Annotated in this window: 10 protein-coding genes; 7 read left to right on the forward strand and 3 right to left on the reverse strand. The window is 76.1% G+C overall.

Features of this window, described 5'->3' with window-relative positions:
* Positions 1-139: 139 nt before the first annotated feature.
* Together J4557_RS00240 and J4557_RS00245 are read left to right on the forward strand one after the other, a co-directional pair.
* On the forward strand, positions 140-2,275 hold the full coding sequence (locus J4557_RS00240; RefSeq protein WP_208264246.1) for a M28 family peptidase: 2,136 nt from the start codon (positions 140-142) through the stop codon (positions 2,273-2,275).
* A 108-nt stretch (positions 2,276-2,383) separates the two neighbouring features.
* Entirely contained in the window at positions 2,384-2,887 is a 504-nt protein-coding gene (locus J4557_RS00245; RefSeq protein WP_208264247.1) for a GNAT family N-acetyltransferase, read from the forward strand.
* A 53-nt stretch (positions 2,888-2,940) separates the two neighbouring features.
* Here the strand turns inward: J4557_RS00245 and J4557_RS00250 are convergent, their stop codons facing one another.
* Entirely contained in the window at positions 2,941-4,047 is a 1,107-nt protein-coding gene (locus tag J4557_RS00250; protein WP_208264248.1) for a helix-turn-helix transcriptional regulator, read from the reverse strand.
* A gap of 167 nt (positions 4,048-4,214) precedes the next feature.
* Here J4557_RS00250 and J4557_RS00255 point away from each other — a divergent pair, with 167 nt between their 5' ends.
* Complete coding sequence (locus tag J4557_RS00255) at positions 4,215-4,901, forward strand: hemerythrin domain-containing protein (protein WP_208264249.1); 687 nt, start codon at positions 4,215-4,217, stop codon at positions 4,899-4,901.
* 108 nt (positions 4,902-5,009) lie between these two features.
* Here J4557_RS00255 and mtnA read toward each other — a convergent pair whose 3' ends face one another.
* Positions 5,010-6,044 carry an S-methyl-5-thioribose-1-phosphate isomerase gene (gene mtnA / locus J4557_RS00260; RefSeq protein WP_208264250.1) on the reverse strand — a complete coding sequence of 345 codons (1,035 nt, stop codon included), beginning with the start codon at positions 6,042-6,044 and terminating at the stop codon, positions 5,010-5,012.
* Positions 6,045-6,202: 158 nt separating this feature from the next.
* Here mtnA and imuA' point away from each other — a divergent pair, with 158 nt between their 5' ends.
* From imuA' to J4557_RS00280, 4 genes are all read left to right on the forward strand, one after another.
* Positions 6,203-6,976, forward strand: coding sequence for a DnaE2-dependent mutagenesis accessory factor ImuA' (gene imuA' / locus J4557_RS00265; RefSeq protein WP_307799227.1), 774 nt, complete (start codon positions 6,203-6,205; stop codon positions 6,974-6,976).
* On the forward strand, positions 6,973-8,532 hold the full coding sequence (locus J4557_RS00270; protein ID WP_208264251.1) for a DNA polymerase Y family protein: 1,560 nt from the start codon (positions 6,973-6,975) through the stop codon (positions 8,530-8,532). Before imuA' ends, J4557_RS00270 begins: the two co-directional genes overlap by 4 nt.
* A 29-nt stretch (positions 8,533-8,561) precedes the next feature.
* The gene (locus J4557_RS00275) at positions 8,562-11,846 is read left to right on the forward strand and encodes an error-prone DNA polymerase (RefSeq protein ID WP_208264252.1); all 3,285 of its coding nucleotides are present in this window, start codon (positions 8,562-8,564) and stop codon (positions 11,844-11,846) included.
* Positions 11,847-11,969: 123 nt separating this feature from the next.
* Positions 11,970-14,075, forward strand: coding sequence for a protein kinase domain-containing protein (locus tag J4557_RS00280; RefSeq protein ID WP_208264253.1), 2,106 nt, complete (start codon positions 11,970-11,972; stop codon positions 14,073-14,075).
* A gap of 43 nt (positions 14,076-14,118) precedes the next feature.
* Here the strand turns inward: J4557_RS00280 and J4557_RS00285 are convergent, their stop codons facing one another.
* On the reverse strand, positions 14,119-15,063 hold the full coding sequence (locus J4557_RS00285; protein ID WP_208264254.1) for a Ppx/GppA family phosphatase: 945 nt from the start codon (positions 15,061-15,063) through the stop codon (positions 14,119-14,121).
* Positions 15,064-15,115 lie beyond the last annotated feature (52 nt).

Raw genomic sequence — 15,115 nt, forward strand, 5'->3', positions numbered from 1 at the left:
GAACATGCAGATCACCGCGGCCGGGAAGTGATCATCTCGGCGGGACCGTGGCCGGATCCGGCAGCGGTTCTGGATCTTCGGTCGATCGCGACGTACGTTCCGGGCGCACCCGTACCGCACGTACTGGGAGGTAACGCTGGTGTTCCGCTCCCGAACCCCGGCACTGGCGGCCCTGAGCGCCGCCGCCGTCACCCTCGCCGCAGCCACCCTCGACGCCGCTCCCGCCACCGCCCAGCCCGCTGCTGGGAACGATCCAATCGCCGGCTTCACCGCGCAGGGCTCCCGCTGGCAGCGCCAGTACGAGAAGCTCTTCAGCGCCCTCCCATCGCCGCAGGTGGCCCGCTCGCTCGACGCCGAGCTGTCGAGCGAGCCCGCCGTCACCACGACGACCGGCGACCGGCACCGCGTCCGGCGGATCGTGGAGCGGTTCGCGTCGTACGGCCTGAAGCCGCAGGTCAAGACCTACTACGCCTACACGTCCCTGCCGAAGAAGGTCAGTCTCCGGATGACCGCGCCGCGGTCCGCGACGCTGCCGGTCAAGGAGAAGCGGCGGCCCTGGCAGAAGCACTTCGACGAGGTCATCCCCGCGCACAACGGGCTGTCGCCGTCCGGGGACGTGCAGGGCGAGGTCGTCTACGCCAACTACGGCCGCCCGCAGGACTTCGAGCAGCTCGAGAAGGCCGGCGTCTCGGTCAAGGGCAAGATCGTCCTCGTCCGGTACGGGCAGGTGTTCCGCGGGATCAAGCCGCGCGACGCCGCCCGGTACGGCGCCAAGGGCGTGCTGATCTACTCCGACCCGGCCGACGACGGGTTCGGCCGGGGCCCGGTGTACCCGGACGGGCCGTGGCGCGCGTCCGACGGCATCCAGCGCGGCAGCGTCGCGCAGATCCAGCTCGCGTCCGGCGACCCGCTGACGCCCGGCTGGTCGGACGACTCGCCGGGCGCCCGCCGGCTGAAGCCGTCCGAGGCGCCGATGCTGCAGGGCCTCGTCCCCACGCTGCCGATCTCCTACGGCGCCGCCGAGCCGCTGCTGCGCTCGCTGACCGGCGCGCAGGCGCCGGACGGCTGGCAGGGCGGCCTGCCCTTCACCTACCGCCTCGGCCCGGGCGGCACGAAGGTGCACCTCGACCTCCAGAACACCTTCCAGGTCCGCAAGCTGTGGGACGTCACGGTGACGATCCCCGGCAGCGAGCGCCCCGACCAGGAGGTCGTGCTCGGCGCGCACCACGACGCGTGGGCGTACGGCAGCGACGACAACCTGTCCGGGACGGAGAACGTCCTGCAGATCGGCCGCGCGCTCGGCACGCTGCTCAAGCAGGGCTGGCGGCCCAAGCGGACGGTCGTCCTCGCCACCTGGGACGGTGAGGAGTACGGCCTGTTCGGCTCCACCGAGTACGCCGAGCAGCAGGGGGAACGGCTCCGCAACGCCGTCGCGTACGTGAACATGGACGGCGCGGGCGGCTCCCAGTTCGGCGCCGAGGCGACGCCCGCGCTGGACCAGTCCGTCATCGACGCGGCCAAGGAGGTCGCCTGGCCCGGCACGAACGGGACGGCCTATGACGCCTGGAAGGCGCAGAACGACGGGCGGACCCCGATCGACCGCATCGGCGGCGGCTCGGACTTCCAGGCGTTCTTCCAGCGCTACGGCGTGCCCGCGATGAACCTCGGCTCCTCGTCGCCGGGGTCGTCGGGCAACTACCACTGCTCGTGCGACGACTTCTACTGGATGTCGCACTTCGGCGACCCGACCTGGCAGTACCACGCGGCGATGTCGCGGCTCGTCGGCATCGCGACGCTGCGGCTCGCCGACGCGGACGTCATCGCGATGCGGTACTCGCCGTACGCCGCCGAGACCGTCCAGTACCTGACCGCGTTCACCGAGCAGCAGCGCACGCGGCTCGGCAAGGTGGTCGTGGACGTCTCCCGCGACATCGACCAGGCCAAGGCGTGGCAGAAGGCCGCCGACGCGTTGCAGGCGCGCGCGCAGCAGGCCCTCGGCAAGGGCGACACGGCGGAGTTCCGGCGGCTGAACGCCAAGCTCATGGAGGACGAGCGCGACCTGCTGACGCCGGCCGGCCTGCCGGGGCGCCCCTGGTACCGGCACCAGATCTACGCCCCGGGCATGGACACCGGATACGCCACCCAGCGGCTCCCGGGCCTCAACGACGCGCTGTTCCTGCAGAACGACCCGGCGACCGCGAAGGCGTACGAGGCGCGCCTGTACGCCTCCCTCCGCGCGGCCACCCGCACCCTCACCCCCGAGGACGACGGCTGAGAACCGCTCGCGGGCCGCGCGGGCGTCAGGTCCGCGCGGCCCGGCCGGGCGCCGCAGCCCGCCGACGGGCGTCCGTTTCATGACAATCGTGGCGGTTACACGTTGATCATGGACATCGAGATCACGGCGGGGACGGCGGACGACATCGGCTCTCTGGAGCCGCTGTGGCTGGCGATGCTCGACCACCACCGCCGCGTGGCCGGGACGCGGTGGCCGGTGCGCGGCGCCGCCGACTCCTGGGAACTGTGCCGCGCCGAGTACCGGAGGTGGCTCGACGAGGACGGCGCCTTCCTGCTCGTCGCCCGCCCCGCCGCCCCGGCGGGCGGGACGGACCCGGCCGGGTACCTCGTCTGCCGGCTCCGGTCGCCGGGGCCGACCTTCGACCTCGGAGCGCGCCGCGGCGAGGTGGACTCCCTCGTCGTCTCCGACGCGGTCCGCGGGAACGGCGTCGGCTCCGCGCTCCTCCGGGCGTGCAAGGAGGAGCTGCGGAACCGCGGCGTCACGTACTGGTCGATCGGCGTGGTGGAGGCCAACCGCGACGCGGTGCGGCTCTACGAACGCCTGGGCTTCGGCTCCTGGAGCCGCGAGCTCCTCGCCCGCGTGGACGACTGAGACGGCCTGATCACCCGCTCGGGGGGGTTGGGGCACCGCGTGCGCCGACGGCCCTACGAGGCGACCAGGTGCTCGTCGAGGTACCAGCCGTAGGGGCCCGGTGCCCTGCCCGCCGCCGAGTGGGGGGCGTAGTGCCGGGCGTAGATCGCCGCGACGAGCTCGCCCCGGCTGCGCACGCCGGTCTTGGCGAAGACCGCCTTGAGGTGGTCCTGCACCGTGAACGGCGATATCCCCAGGGTCCCGGCCATCTGCCGGGTGCTGTGCCCCTGGGCGGCGAGCCCGGTGATCTGCCGTTCCCGGGCGGTCAGCCCGTAGGCCCCCGCGATCACCTCGCTGAGCACCGCGGGCCTGGCCCCCTCGATGATGATCGCGACGCGGTCCCCGGATCCGTCCCCGCCGGACGCCGGTGAACCGTGCAGCACGACCCAGCGCCCGTCCCGGGCCGGCAGGGCCGCGCGGGCCAGTCCGTCGCCGGAGGCGGCGGCCGCCGCCACGGCCCGCACCGCGCTCGGCAGCCGCTCCCGGTCGTCGATGGCCTCCAGCCAGGCCCGCGCGTCCGCGCTGGTGACCTCGACCTCGCCCGATCCGGTCACCAGCAGCACGCCCGGCGGGTGGTCGAGCCCGTCGGGCGCGGCGAGCGCGGCGCGCAGCAGCGTGAGCCGGAACAGCTCGGCGATCGGCGTGGAGAGGGCCGCCAGCAGCGCCAGCTCGTCCTCGGTGAACGGCGTCGCGGGCGCGCGCCGGTAGAGGGTGAGCGACCCCCAGCAGCCGTCCCGCGAACGCAGGATCACCCGCGCCTCGTCGACGACGTCCAGCCCGCGCAGCAGCAGCCGGTGGCGCCGCGCGCGGGACAGGTCGCCGCCGGTGGCCTGGTGCAGGCTCGCGACCGGCCGGGCGGCCGCCGCCAGTTCGGCGTACCCGTTGGGATCTCCGCCCTGGAACTCCAGGCCGAACAGGACCCGCTCGCGCTCGGCCGCCCCCCGCGGGTCGAGGCCGCTGACGAAGCAGCTGGTCCACAGCAGCGTCGCCGGATCGACGGTGGAGACGGCCGCCATGTCGTACCCGACCGCCCGCCGCAGCAGGCGGTCGATCTCGGCGCGCACCCGGGACAGATCGTCGCCGCGCGCGGCCAGCCGGTGGATCCGGTCGAGGAGTTCCATGCCCCCAGCATCGCGGCCGGCGGCCCCGGCCGCCACCCCCACGATCCTGGGATACGCAGGTCAGGGCCCTCGGCCCTACGTTCGTGGCGGCACCGAGCCCGCCGCCGCGAGGGCCGGCGGCGGGCCCGGCGCGCCGACAGGACACCACAGGAGGAGACGAACCCGTTATGGACCACGAACGCCCCGAGGGCCGCGACGACCTGTTCACCCACATCCACAAGGCGCTCCGCAGCGGTCTCTTCGCGGTCACCGTCCAGGCCGGCGCCACCGACTGGACCGACGCCGCCGAGGTCGCCGGACTCGGCGAGCGGTGGCGGCGGCTGCTGGCACTGCTGCACAGCCACACCGAGCACGAGGACCGGCACATCCTGCGGCTGCTGGACCCCTACGAGCCCGGCTCCGCCGAGCCGACCGAGGAGCAGCACCGGGACCTCGACGACCTGCTCGACGACCTCGCCCGGCGGTTCGAGGCCGCGCTGGCGGCCCCCGCCCCGGCCACCGGCCTGGACATCTACCGGGATCTGGCCCGTTTCACCGCCGCCTACCTCCCGCACCTGCACGAGGAGGAAACGATGATCATGCCGCGGATCTGGGCGCACTGCGACGACGCCGAGATCGGCGCGGCCCGGGCCGCGTTCATGGCCGCCACCCCACCGGAGATCACCGCCACCACCCTGGAGCTGATGCTGCCGGCGCTGGACCGGCCCGCCAGGGAAGGGCTGGTCGCCGGCATGGCGCGCACGGCGCCGTCCCAGGTCGTGGCGGGAGTGCTGGCCATCGGCGACCAGGTGCTGCCCGCCGCGGCGGCGGACTCGCTGCGCCGGGCCGCCGGCACGGCGGCGCAGGCGGGCTGAGGCGCGGGCCGGCCGAGGCGCAGGCCGGCCAAGGCGCAGGCCGGCCAAGGCGCGTCGACCTGAGGCGTGTCGTTCCGTGGAGCTCCCATCGCAACGGCACGCCGCAGGTCAGCGAAGCGCGGCGGCGTGGGCGGGGGTGGCGCCGGCGGCGACCTCCAGGACGCCGGTCTCGGTGACCAGCGCGGTGACGAGGCGGGCGGGCGTGACGTCGAAGGCCGGGTTGAACGCGGCGGCGCCGTCCGGGGCCGTCCGGACGCCGCCCCAGGCCAGCACCTCGCCGGCCGGCCGCTCCTCGATCGGGATCCCGTCCCCGGACGGGAGCGCCAGGTCCACGGTGCTCCACGGCGCGGCGACCACCAGCGGGACGCCCGCCGCCGCGCACGCGAGCGCCACCCCGACCGAGCCGATCTTGTTGGCGGTGTCGCCGTTGGCGGCGATGCGGTCGGCGCCGATGACCGCCACGTCCACCAGCCCGCGCAGGATCGTGCTCGGCGCCGCCCCGTCCGCCTGCACGAGGTAGGGGACCCCCGCCCGCTCCAGCTCCCAGGCGGTCAGGCGGGCGCCCTGAAGCAGCGGGCGCGTCTCGTCCACGTACACCTTCTCGACGCGGCCCCGGTCGTGCAGCTCGCGGACGACGCCGAGGGCCGTCCCCCACCCGGCGGTCGCGAGCGCGCCGGCGTTGCAGTGGGTGAGGACGCGCAGCGGGCGGTCCGGCGTGCGGGCGGCGATCCAGTCCGCGCCGGACGCGCCGATGGCCCGGTTGCCCCGCACGTCCTCGTCCAGCAGGGCCTGGGCCGCGGCGACCACGGCGTCCACGCCCTTCGCGACCAGCGGGACGGCCCGGTCGACGCCCGCCGCGAGGTTGACCGCCGTGGGCCGCGCCTCCCGGATCCGGGCGATCGCCGCGTCGCGCGCCGCGCCGTCCCAGCCCTCGCGCTCGGCCTGGAGCATCGCGACGGCGACGCCGAACGCGCCGGCCACGCCGAGCGCGGGCGCGCCGCGCACCACGAGCCGCCGGATCGCGTCCACGAGCCCGCCGACGTCCCGCGCCACCACGTGCTCGACGCGCCCGGGCAGGACGGTCTGATCCAGCAGCCGCAGCCCGTCCCCGGCCCATTCCACGGTCCGCACGTCGTCGGTCATGCCGCCCATTCTGCCCGCCCGGCGCCGCGAGGCCGTACCGGGCAAGGCTTTTCGCCGCCCCGGGCCGTCCCGGACATCCATACCGTGACCTGCGGTAACTTGACAGGAGTCGAACTCGTGTTCGAAATTAGGCGGAGGGCGCGAGAGGAGGGACGACCGTGCCGGAGGCGGCGCTGCGGGACCTGGCGAGATCGCTGGAGCACGCGTCCGCGCCGCCCGCCCGCGCGGTCCCCGTGCTGCCCGCGCTGCGCCCGGTGATCCCCGGCGGGCTGCGTCCCGGCGCGCTCGTCGGGCTGGACGGGCCCGGCGCGGCCTCGCTGGCCCTCGCGCTCGTCGCGGGCGTCTCGCGGCACGGCGGCGAGGACGGCGCGGGCGGCTGGTGCGGGATCGTCGGCGTCCCGTCGTTCGGCGTCGTCGCCGCCGCCGGGATGGGCGCCGAGCCCGAGCGGCTGCTGCTGGTCGACGACCCCGGCGACCGCTGGCCGGACGTCGTCGCCGCGCTGGCCGAGGCGGTCGAGCTGGTGCTGCTGTGCCCGCCGGAGCGTCCCGGCGCCGCCGCCGTCCGCCGGCTGTCCGCGCTCGCCCGCAAGCACGGCTGCGTCCTCACGCTGACCGGCCCGTACGCCCGCGACTGGCCGGGCGTCCGGCTGCGCCTGCGCCTGGACGGCGTCGCCTGGGAGGGCGTCGGCGACGGCCACGGGCGGCTGCGCGGCCGCCGCGCCCGGGTGGTCGCCGAAGGCCGCGACGCCCCGGGCCGGGGCCGCCGCGCGGACCTGTGGCTGCCCGCCGCCGACGGCACCGTGCTGCCCGCCGCCCCGGCGCGGCGGCCGCTGGAGATCGTCCCGCCGCCCGCGGTGCAGGACGGCGCGCCGGTCCACACCCGCCGCGACGGCGCGCCGGCCGCCGTCGCCGTCAGGGAGGGGATCGCGTGACGCGGGTGCTGGCGGTGTGGTGCCCGGACTGGCCCGTGACGGCCGTCGGGGTGGACGCCGGGACGGCCGGGGCGGTGGTGGTCCAGGGGCGGATCGCGGCGTGCTCGGCGGCGGCGCGGGCCGGGGGCGTCCGGCGCGGGCAGCGGCTGCGGGACGCGCAGCGCCGCTGCCCCGACCTGGTGGTGCGGGAGCGCGACACCGACGCCGAAGGACGGCTCTTCGAGGCGGTCGTGGAGGCGGTCGCGGAGCTGACCCCGAGGGTCGAGGTGGTCCGGCCGGGGCTGTGCGCGATCGCGGCGCGGGGCCCGGCGCGGTTCTACGGCGGCGAGGAGGCGCTGCGGGTCCTGGTGCAGGACACGGTGGTCGAGGCCGGGTACGACTGCGGGTCCGGGATCGCGGACGGCCTGTTCGCCGCCGAGCTGGCCGCGCGCGCCGGGCAGGGCGGCGCGGTCGTGCCGGAGGGCGGCGCGGCGGCGTTCCTCGCGCCTTACCCGCTGTCGGTGCTGGACCGCCCGGAGCTGGCCGACCTGCTGGCGCGCCTCGGCATCAGGACGCTGGGGGCGTTCGCGGAGCTGCCGTCCGGGCACGTCGCGGGGCGGTTCGGCGCGGACGGGGCGCTCGCGCACCGGCTGGCGCGGGGCGAGGAGCCGCGCCCGATCGCGCCGGTCCGCGCGGCGGCGGACCTGTCGGTCCGCGCGGCGTTCGATCCGCCCGCCGAGCACGCCGAGCAGGTGGTGTTCACGGCGAAGCGGCTGGCCGGAGAGCTGCACGAGGGGCTCGCGGCGGGCGGGCTCGCGTGCGTGCGGCTGGAGGTCGAGGCCGGGTTCGCCGACGGGCACGTCCTGCGGCGGCTGTGGCGGCACGACGGGCGGCTGTCGGCGCTCGCGGTCGCCGAGCGGGTGCGGTGGCAGCTGTCGGCGTGGCGGGACGGGCGCCCGGCGGCGGGCACCGACCCCGAAGGGATCGAGGCGCCCGCCGGAGAGGAGGCCGTGTGGGGCGGCGTGACCTGGCTGGAGCTGACGCCCGACCAGCTCGTCCCGGACGGCGGGCGGCAGGAGGCGCTGTGGGGCCGGACGGCCGTCACCGACCGCGTCGCGCGCGCCGCCGACCGGATCCAGGGGCTGCTCGGGCACGGCGCGATCACCCGTCCGGTGCTGGCGGGCGGGCGCGGGCCGGGCGAGCAGGTCGTGCGGGTGCCGGTCGGCGACCTGCCGCCGGCGGGCCTGCCGGACGGGCCGTGGCCGGGGCGGCTGACCGCGCCCGCGCCCGCCGTGGTGCCGGTCGCGGCGCCGGAGGCGGAGCTGCTCGACGCGGACGGCGCGCCGGTGGAGGTGTCGGCGCGCTGCGCGGTGTCGGCGCCGCCGGCCGCGCTGCTGCTCGGCGGCCGCCCGGCGGCGGTGACCGGGTGGACGGGCCCGTGGCCGGCGGACGAGCGCTGGTGGGACCCCGCGCACGCGCGGCGCCGCGCCCGCTTCCAGATCGTCACCGAGGACGGCGCCGCGTACCTCCTGGCCGTTGAAGGCCGCCGCTGGCACGTGGAGGCCGCCTATGACTAGCCGCACCTCAAGCCACTCGGGGGTGCGTTGTGGGGTGGAGTAATCCGGCGATCCCGTGGCGGGAGTTCGAGGAGCGGCTGTCGTGGCGGTCCGGTGAGCGCCCGCCGGACGGGGCGCCGGACGAGGCGCGGCAGGAGACGCCGGAGGCGCCGCGGCGCGTCGAGGGCGGCGTGCGGTGGGCGGAACTGCACGTCCACTCGTCGTTCAGCTTCCTCGACGGCGCCAGCTCGCCGGACGCGCTGGTCGCGGAGGCGGCGCGGCTCGGCGTCGAGACGATGGCGATCACCGACCACGACGGGATGTACGGGGCGGTCCAGTTCGCGCAGGCGGCGCACGAGTCGGGCATCGGGACGGTGTTCGGCGCGGAGCTGAGCCTCGGGCTGCCGGGCCCGCAGACCGGCGAGCCCGACCCGGCGGGCCGCCACCTGCTCGTCCTGGCGCGTGGCCCGGAGGGCTACGGGCGGCTCTGCTCGGCGATCACCGGGGCGCAGCTCGCGGGCGGGCGCAAGGGCCGTCCGGTGTACGACCTCGACACGCTCGCCGGGGCGCACGGCGGGCAGTGGGCGGTGCTGACCGGGTGCCGCAAGGGGCCGGTCCCGGCGGCGCTGGAGTCCGGCGGCCCGGACGCGGCCGAGCGGGAGCTGCGCCGGATGATCGGGATGTTCGGCCGCGACAACGTGTTCGTGGAGCTGGTCGACCACGGCCACCCGGACGACGACGAGCGCAACGACGCGCTGTTCGCGCTGGCCGCACGGGTCGGGGCGGGCGTCGTCGCGTCCAACAACGCGCACTTCGCCGCGCCGGGCGGCGACGCGCGGCTGGCGCAGGCGATGGCGGCGGTGCGGGCGCGCCGCAGCATGGACGACATGGTCGGGTGGCTGCCCGCGAGCGGCACCGCGCACCTGCGCAGCGGCGCGGAGATGGCGGCGCGGCTGGCGCGCTTCCCCGGCGTCCTCGACCGGACCGCGGAGCTCGGCCGCGAGTGCCGGTTCGGCTTCGACGTGGTCGCGCCCCGGCTGCCCGACTGGCCCGTCCCCGGCGGCCACACCGAGGCGACCTGGCTGCGGCACCTGGTGAAGGAGGGCGCGCTGAAGCGGTACGGGCCGCCGGAGCGCGAACGGGTCTCCGGCGCGTACGCGCAGATCGCCAAGGAGCTCGACGTCATCGAGCAGCTCGACTTCCCCGGCTACTTCCTGATCGTCCACGACATCGTGGAGTTCTGCCGGGGGGAGGGGATCCTGTGCCAGGGGCGCGGGTCGGCGGCCAACTCGGCGGTCTGCTACGCGCTCGGCATCACCGGCGTCGACGCCGTCCGGCACGGGCTACTGTTCGAGCGGTTCCTGTCCCCCGGGCGCGACGGACCGCCCGACATCGACCTCGACATCGAGCACCGGCGCCGGGAGGAGGCCATCCAGTACGTCTACCGCAAGTACGGGCGGGAGTGCACGGCGCAGGTCGCGAACGTCATCAGCTACCGGCCGCGCATGGCCGTCCGGGACGCGGCGCGCGCGCTCGGGTTCTCCCCCGGCCAGCAGGACGCGTGGTCCAAGGGCATCGACCCGCGCGACCCGGTCGGGTCGGAGGCCGACATCCCGGCGCCCGTCACGGAGCTGGCCGGGCGGATGCTGGCGCTGCCCCGGCACCTCGGCATCCACTCCGGCGGCATGGTCATCGCGGACCGCCCCGTCGGCGAGGTCTGCCCGATCGAGTGGGCGACGATGCCGAACCGCAGCGTCCTGCAGTGGGACAAGGACGACTGCGCGGCGGCCGGCCTGGTGAAGTTCGACCTGCTCGGCCTCGGCATGCTCGCGGCCCTGCACGACTGCTTCGACCTGGTCGCCGGGCACCACGGGCAGCGGCACGACCTCCAGTCGATCCCGCCGGAGGACCCCGAGGTCTACGAGATGCTGTGCGACGCCGACACCGTCGGGGTGTTCCAGGTGGAGTCGCGCGCGCAGATGGCGACGCTGCCCCGGCTGCGGCCGCGCGAGTTCTACGACCTGGTGGTGGAGGTCGCGCTGATCCGCCCCGGCCCGATCCAGGGCGGGTCCGTCCACCCGTACCTGCGGCGCCGCAAGGGCCTCGAACCCGCCACGTGCCCGCACCCGCTGATGGAGCCGGCGCTGCGGCGGACGCTCGGCGTCCCGCTGTTCCAGGAGCAGATGATGCAGCTCGCCGTGGACTGCGCCGGGTTCACCCCGAACGAGGCCGACCAGCTGCGGCAGGCGATGGGCGCCAAGCGCGCGCCCGAGCGCGTCGAGCGGCTCCGCGAGCGGCTGCTGGACGGGATGGCCGAGCGCGGCATCCCCGCCGATGTCGCCGAGGACGTCTACGAGAAGATCCTGGGATTCACCGGGTTCGGGTTCCCCGAGTCGCACGCGCAGAGCTTCGCGCACCTGGTCTACGCGAGCGCCTGGCTGAAGCGGCACTTCCCCGCCGCGTTCACGGCGGCGCTCGTCCGCAACCAGCCGATGGGCTTCTACAGCCCGCAGTCGCTGCTGGCGGACGCGCGGCGGCACGGCGTCGTCGTCCGGGGCGTCGACATCAACGCCAGCGACGTGCACCCGACGCTGGAGGAGCCCGTCGAGGTGGCGTCGGACCATCCGCACGCGCCCGCCGCGCCGCAGCCCGCGATCCGCGTCGGCCTCGCCGGCATCCGCAACCTCGGCGAGGACACCGCCGAGCTGATCGCGGCCGGACGCCCCTACACGAGCATGGAGGATCTGGCCCGGCGCGTCCCCCTGCCGGCGGCGGCGCTGGAGGCGCTCGCGACCGCCGGTGCGTTCGGCTGCCTCGGCATGACGCGGCGCGAGGCGCTGTGGGCGGCGGGCGCCCTCGCCGGCACCGGCCCCGGCCAGCTCGAAGGCGTCACGCCCGGCGCGGCGGCCCCCGCGCTGCCGGCGATGACGCCGATCGAGGAGACCCTCGCCGACCTGTGGGCGACCGGCGTCTCCCACACCCATCCCGTCGCGCACGTCCGGGAGGCGCTCGACGAGCTCGGCGCCCTGTCGTCCGAACGCCTCGCCGCGACGCCGTCGGACACCAACGTCGTCGTCGCGGGCCTGGTCACCCACCGGCAGCGCCCGCCGACCGCCAGCGGCATCGTGTTCATGACGCTGGAGGACGAGACCGGCATCATCAACGTCGTCTGCCCGCCGCAGGTGTTCCAGCGGCACCGCGGCCTCGCGGTCGACTCCCAGGCGCTGCTGGTCGGCGGGCGCCTCGAACGCGCCGACGGCGTCACCAACGTCCGCGCCACCCGGCTGCGCCGCCTCCCCGTCCCCGGCCGGGTCCGCGCCCGCAACTTCCACTGATCGCGGGCCGAACGCGGGCCCTGCCGGGCGCGTCCCACATGTGTCATCGTTGTCACGGAGAGGGTCGCGTGCCGCCGTGGAGGCGGCCGCCAAGGCGCGGCTCCGGCGAAAGGCAGATCGCCGATGGAGAGCCCACGCTCGCAGCCACGGCCCACCGCACCCGCGCCGCGGGAGCTCGGACCGGACGATCCGACGCGGGTCGGGCGGTACCGGATCGAGGCCCGGATCGGCGAGGGCGGCATGGGCGCGGTGTACCTCGGCCGCGATCCCGGCGGGCGCGCCGTCGCGGTCAAGGTCGTCCGCCCGGACCTCGCCGGCGACCGGATGTTCCTCGCCCGGTTCCACGACGAGGCCGCGCACGCCCAGCGGGTCGCGTCGTTCTGCACCGCGCAGGTGCTGGAGCACGGCGACGACCTCGGCCTCGCCTACATGGTCACCGAGTACATCGAGGGGCCGTCGCTGCTCGACCACGTCACCGCCACCGGGCCGCTGTCGCCCGGGATGCTGCACGGCGTCGCGGTCGGCGTGGCCGCCGCGCTGGTCGCGATCCACAGCGCGGGCCTGGTGCACCGCGACCTCAAGCCGAGCAACGTGCTGCTGTCCATCTCCGGCCCGCGCGTGATCGACTTCGGCATCGCGCGGGCGCTGGACGCCGCGTCCTCGCACACCCGGACCGGCCAGGTCGTCGGCACCCCCGGCTGGTTCGCGCCCGAGCAGATCACCGCGCAGCGGATCACCACGGCGGTCGACGTGTTCGCCTGGGGCTGCCTGGTCGCGTTCGCCGCGACCGGCCGCAACCCGTTCGGGCAGGGGTCGTTCGAGCTCATGGCGGCGCGCGCGGTGCACGCCGAACCGGAGCTCGGACCGGTGCCGGAGCCGCTGGCCGGGCTCGTCCGGGCGGCGCTGCGCAAGGACCCCGCCCAGCGCCCGAGCGCCCGCGACCTGCTGCTCAACCTGGTCGGCGGCGCCGGCGAGGCGGACGTGTCGCACACGCTCGGCGCGTCGTGGACGACCCCGCCGGTCCCCCGGCCGGACGTCACGTCCCGCGACCCCGGCGGCGCGGCGCCCCTGCCGCACCCGCCCGGGGGCGGGGGCGGCGGGCCGGTGGCGCATCCCGCGACGGCGCCCGCGAACGAGCTCGCCCAGACCGCTCCGGCGCCCGAGAGCGAGCGCCGGCAGCAGATCCCGCACGCCCGGACCACGCCGTCCCACGAGGCGTACCCCTCCCCCGAGACCGGCCCGCCGCCCGTGACGGTGCCGCACGGACGGCACGACCGCCGCAAGCCGGTGATCGCGGTGGCGGGCGCCGCCCTCGCGGTCGCCCTGGTCGCGGCGGGAGGCGCCTACTACCTCACCCGTCCCGACAACCACGACAAGGGCAGCGGCGCCGCCCCCGCCACCGGGTTCCCCTCCGACCCCATGCTGGTGCGGATCGACACCGCTCCCGGCTGGCCGAAGGACTGCCACGCCGACATCGGCACCTACACGCCCGGCTCCGCCGCGCCGAAGACCCTCGTCAGCGGGCCGGCCTGCGACACGCTGCCGGAGCGCTCACCGGACGGCGCCCGCATCGCGTTCAGCCGGTCCAGCGGCGGGACGACCTCCGCGTGGGTCATGAACGCCGACGGGACCGGCCTGCGGAAGGTCACCGACATCGCGGGCGGGCGCGTGACCTGGTCGCCCGACGGCAAGCGCCTCGCCTTCATGGGCGGCAGCGGCGTCGGCGACACCACCGGGACCCACCAGATCTACGCGATCGCCCTCGACACCCGCACGGTCACCCGGCTCACCGGCGACGACTCGGCCAAGGACGACCCGATGTGGTCGGCCGAGGGGCGGATCGCCTTCTGGAGCAGGAAGGAGAGCGCCGAGCAGATCTACACCCTCGACCCCGACCACCCGTCGCGGCCCTGGACGCGGCTGACGAAGGACGGCGTCCGCTCGGTCGACCCGGAGTGGTCGCCGGACGCCTCGAAGATCGCCTACACGCACGGCCCCTCCGCGACGAGCGACATCTGGGTGATGAACGCCGACGGCTCGGCCCCGCACCCGCTCACCACGGGCGGCGCCCACGCCATGGACGCGGGCTGGTCCCGCAACGGCCGCTGGCTCTGCTACGTCAGCGGCCCGGTCGGCACGCCGGTCGTCCACGCCGTCCGCGCCGACGGCACCGGCGACCGCGTCGTCACCCCGGCCGGGCAGGTCCTCGGCCATCCGAGCTGGTCGTGAGGCCCGCGGCCCGCGCACGCGGCACCGGGCGGCGGAGGGCGGTCTAGCGGCCCGGCGCCAGGGGCGACGCATGGTCGATGCGCCGGAGGATGACGCCCTCGCGCAGGGCCCAGGGGCAGATCTCCAGCTCCTTCAGCTCGAACAGGTCCATCGCCGCGTCGGCGACGATCGCGCCGGCGAGCAGCTGCGGCGCCCGCGACTCCGACACCCCGGGCAGCTCCGCGCGCACGGCGGACGTCAGCTGCGCGAGCTTCTCGGTCCAGTCGGTGAGGTCGGTGTCCTGGAGGACGCGCCGCTGGTACGGTCCATCGCCCGAGGGGGCCGCGCCCGCGATCCGGGCGAGCTGCCGGAACGTCTTCGACGTGGCCACCGCGTGGTCGGCGGGCCCGTACCGGGACACCTCCCCGACGTGCCGGGCGATCTCCGCGCGGACGTGCCGGCGCAGCGCGCGGACCTCGTCGGCGGGCGGCGGGTCGGCGGTGAACCAGTCGCGGGTGAGGCGGCCCGCGCCGAGCGGCAGCGAGAACGCCGCGTCCGGCTCCTCGTCGATGCCGGACGCGATCTCCAGGGAGCCGCCGCCGATGTCGACCACCAGCAGCCGCCCGGACGACCAGCCGAACCAGCGGCGGACGGCGAGGAACGTCAGCCGCGCCTCGTCCTCGCCGGAGAGCACGTCGATGCCGATCCGCTTCTCCTCCCGGATGCGGTCGAGGATCTCCTCGCCGTTGGCGGCGTCGCGGATGGCGGAGGTGGCGAACGCGACCAGGTCCTCGACGCCCTTGTCCTCGGCGACCTGCAGGGCCTCGTCGACGAACTCGCGGAGCAGGCGCTCGCCCCGCTCCGACAGCCGGTCGCCGTCCTCCAGGTGCGCGGCGAGGCGCAGTTCCGCCTTGTGGGAGAACGCGGGCAGCGGGCGCGCTCCCAGGTGGGCGTCCACCACCAGGAGGTGCACCGTGTTCGAGCCCACGTCCAGCACGCCGAGTCGCATGTCCCCGACGGTAGCGGACACCCGCGCGGCGGGGACGCCAGACCGGCCTTCA

Origin of the sequence: Actinomadura nitritigenes (assembly GCF_017573545.1) — a bacterium.
GTDB lineage: Bacteria > Actinomycetota > Actinomycetes > Streptosporangiales > Streptosporangiaceae > Spirillospora > Spirillospora nitritigenes.

Bases quoted from the DNA above. Each gene is read 5' to 3' on its own strand.
- J4557_RS00245 (WP_208264247.1), top strand. From the start codon at position 2,384: ATGGACATCGAGATCACGGCGGGGACGGCGGACGACATCGGCTCTCTG.
- J4557_RS00250 (WP_208264248.1), bottom strand. From the start codon at position 4,047: ATGGAACTCCTCGACCGGATCCACCGGCTGGCCGCGCGCGGCGACGAT.
- J4557_RS00255 (WP_208264249.1), top strand. From the start codon at position 4,215: ATGGACCACGAACGCCCCGAGGGCCGCGACGACCTGTTCACCCACATC.
- mtnA (WP_208264250.1), bottom strand. From the start codon at position 6,044: ATGACCGACGACGTGCGGACCGTGGAATGGGCCGGGGACGGGCTGCGG.
- J4557_RS00280 (WP_208264253.1), top strand. From the start codon at position 11,970: ATGGAGAGCCCACGCTCGCAGCCACGGCCCACCGCACCCGCGCCGCGG.
- J4557_RS00285 (WP_208264254.1), bottom strand. From the start codon at position 15,063: ATGCGACTCGGCGTGCTGGACGTGGGCTCGAACACGGTGCACCTCCTG.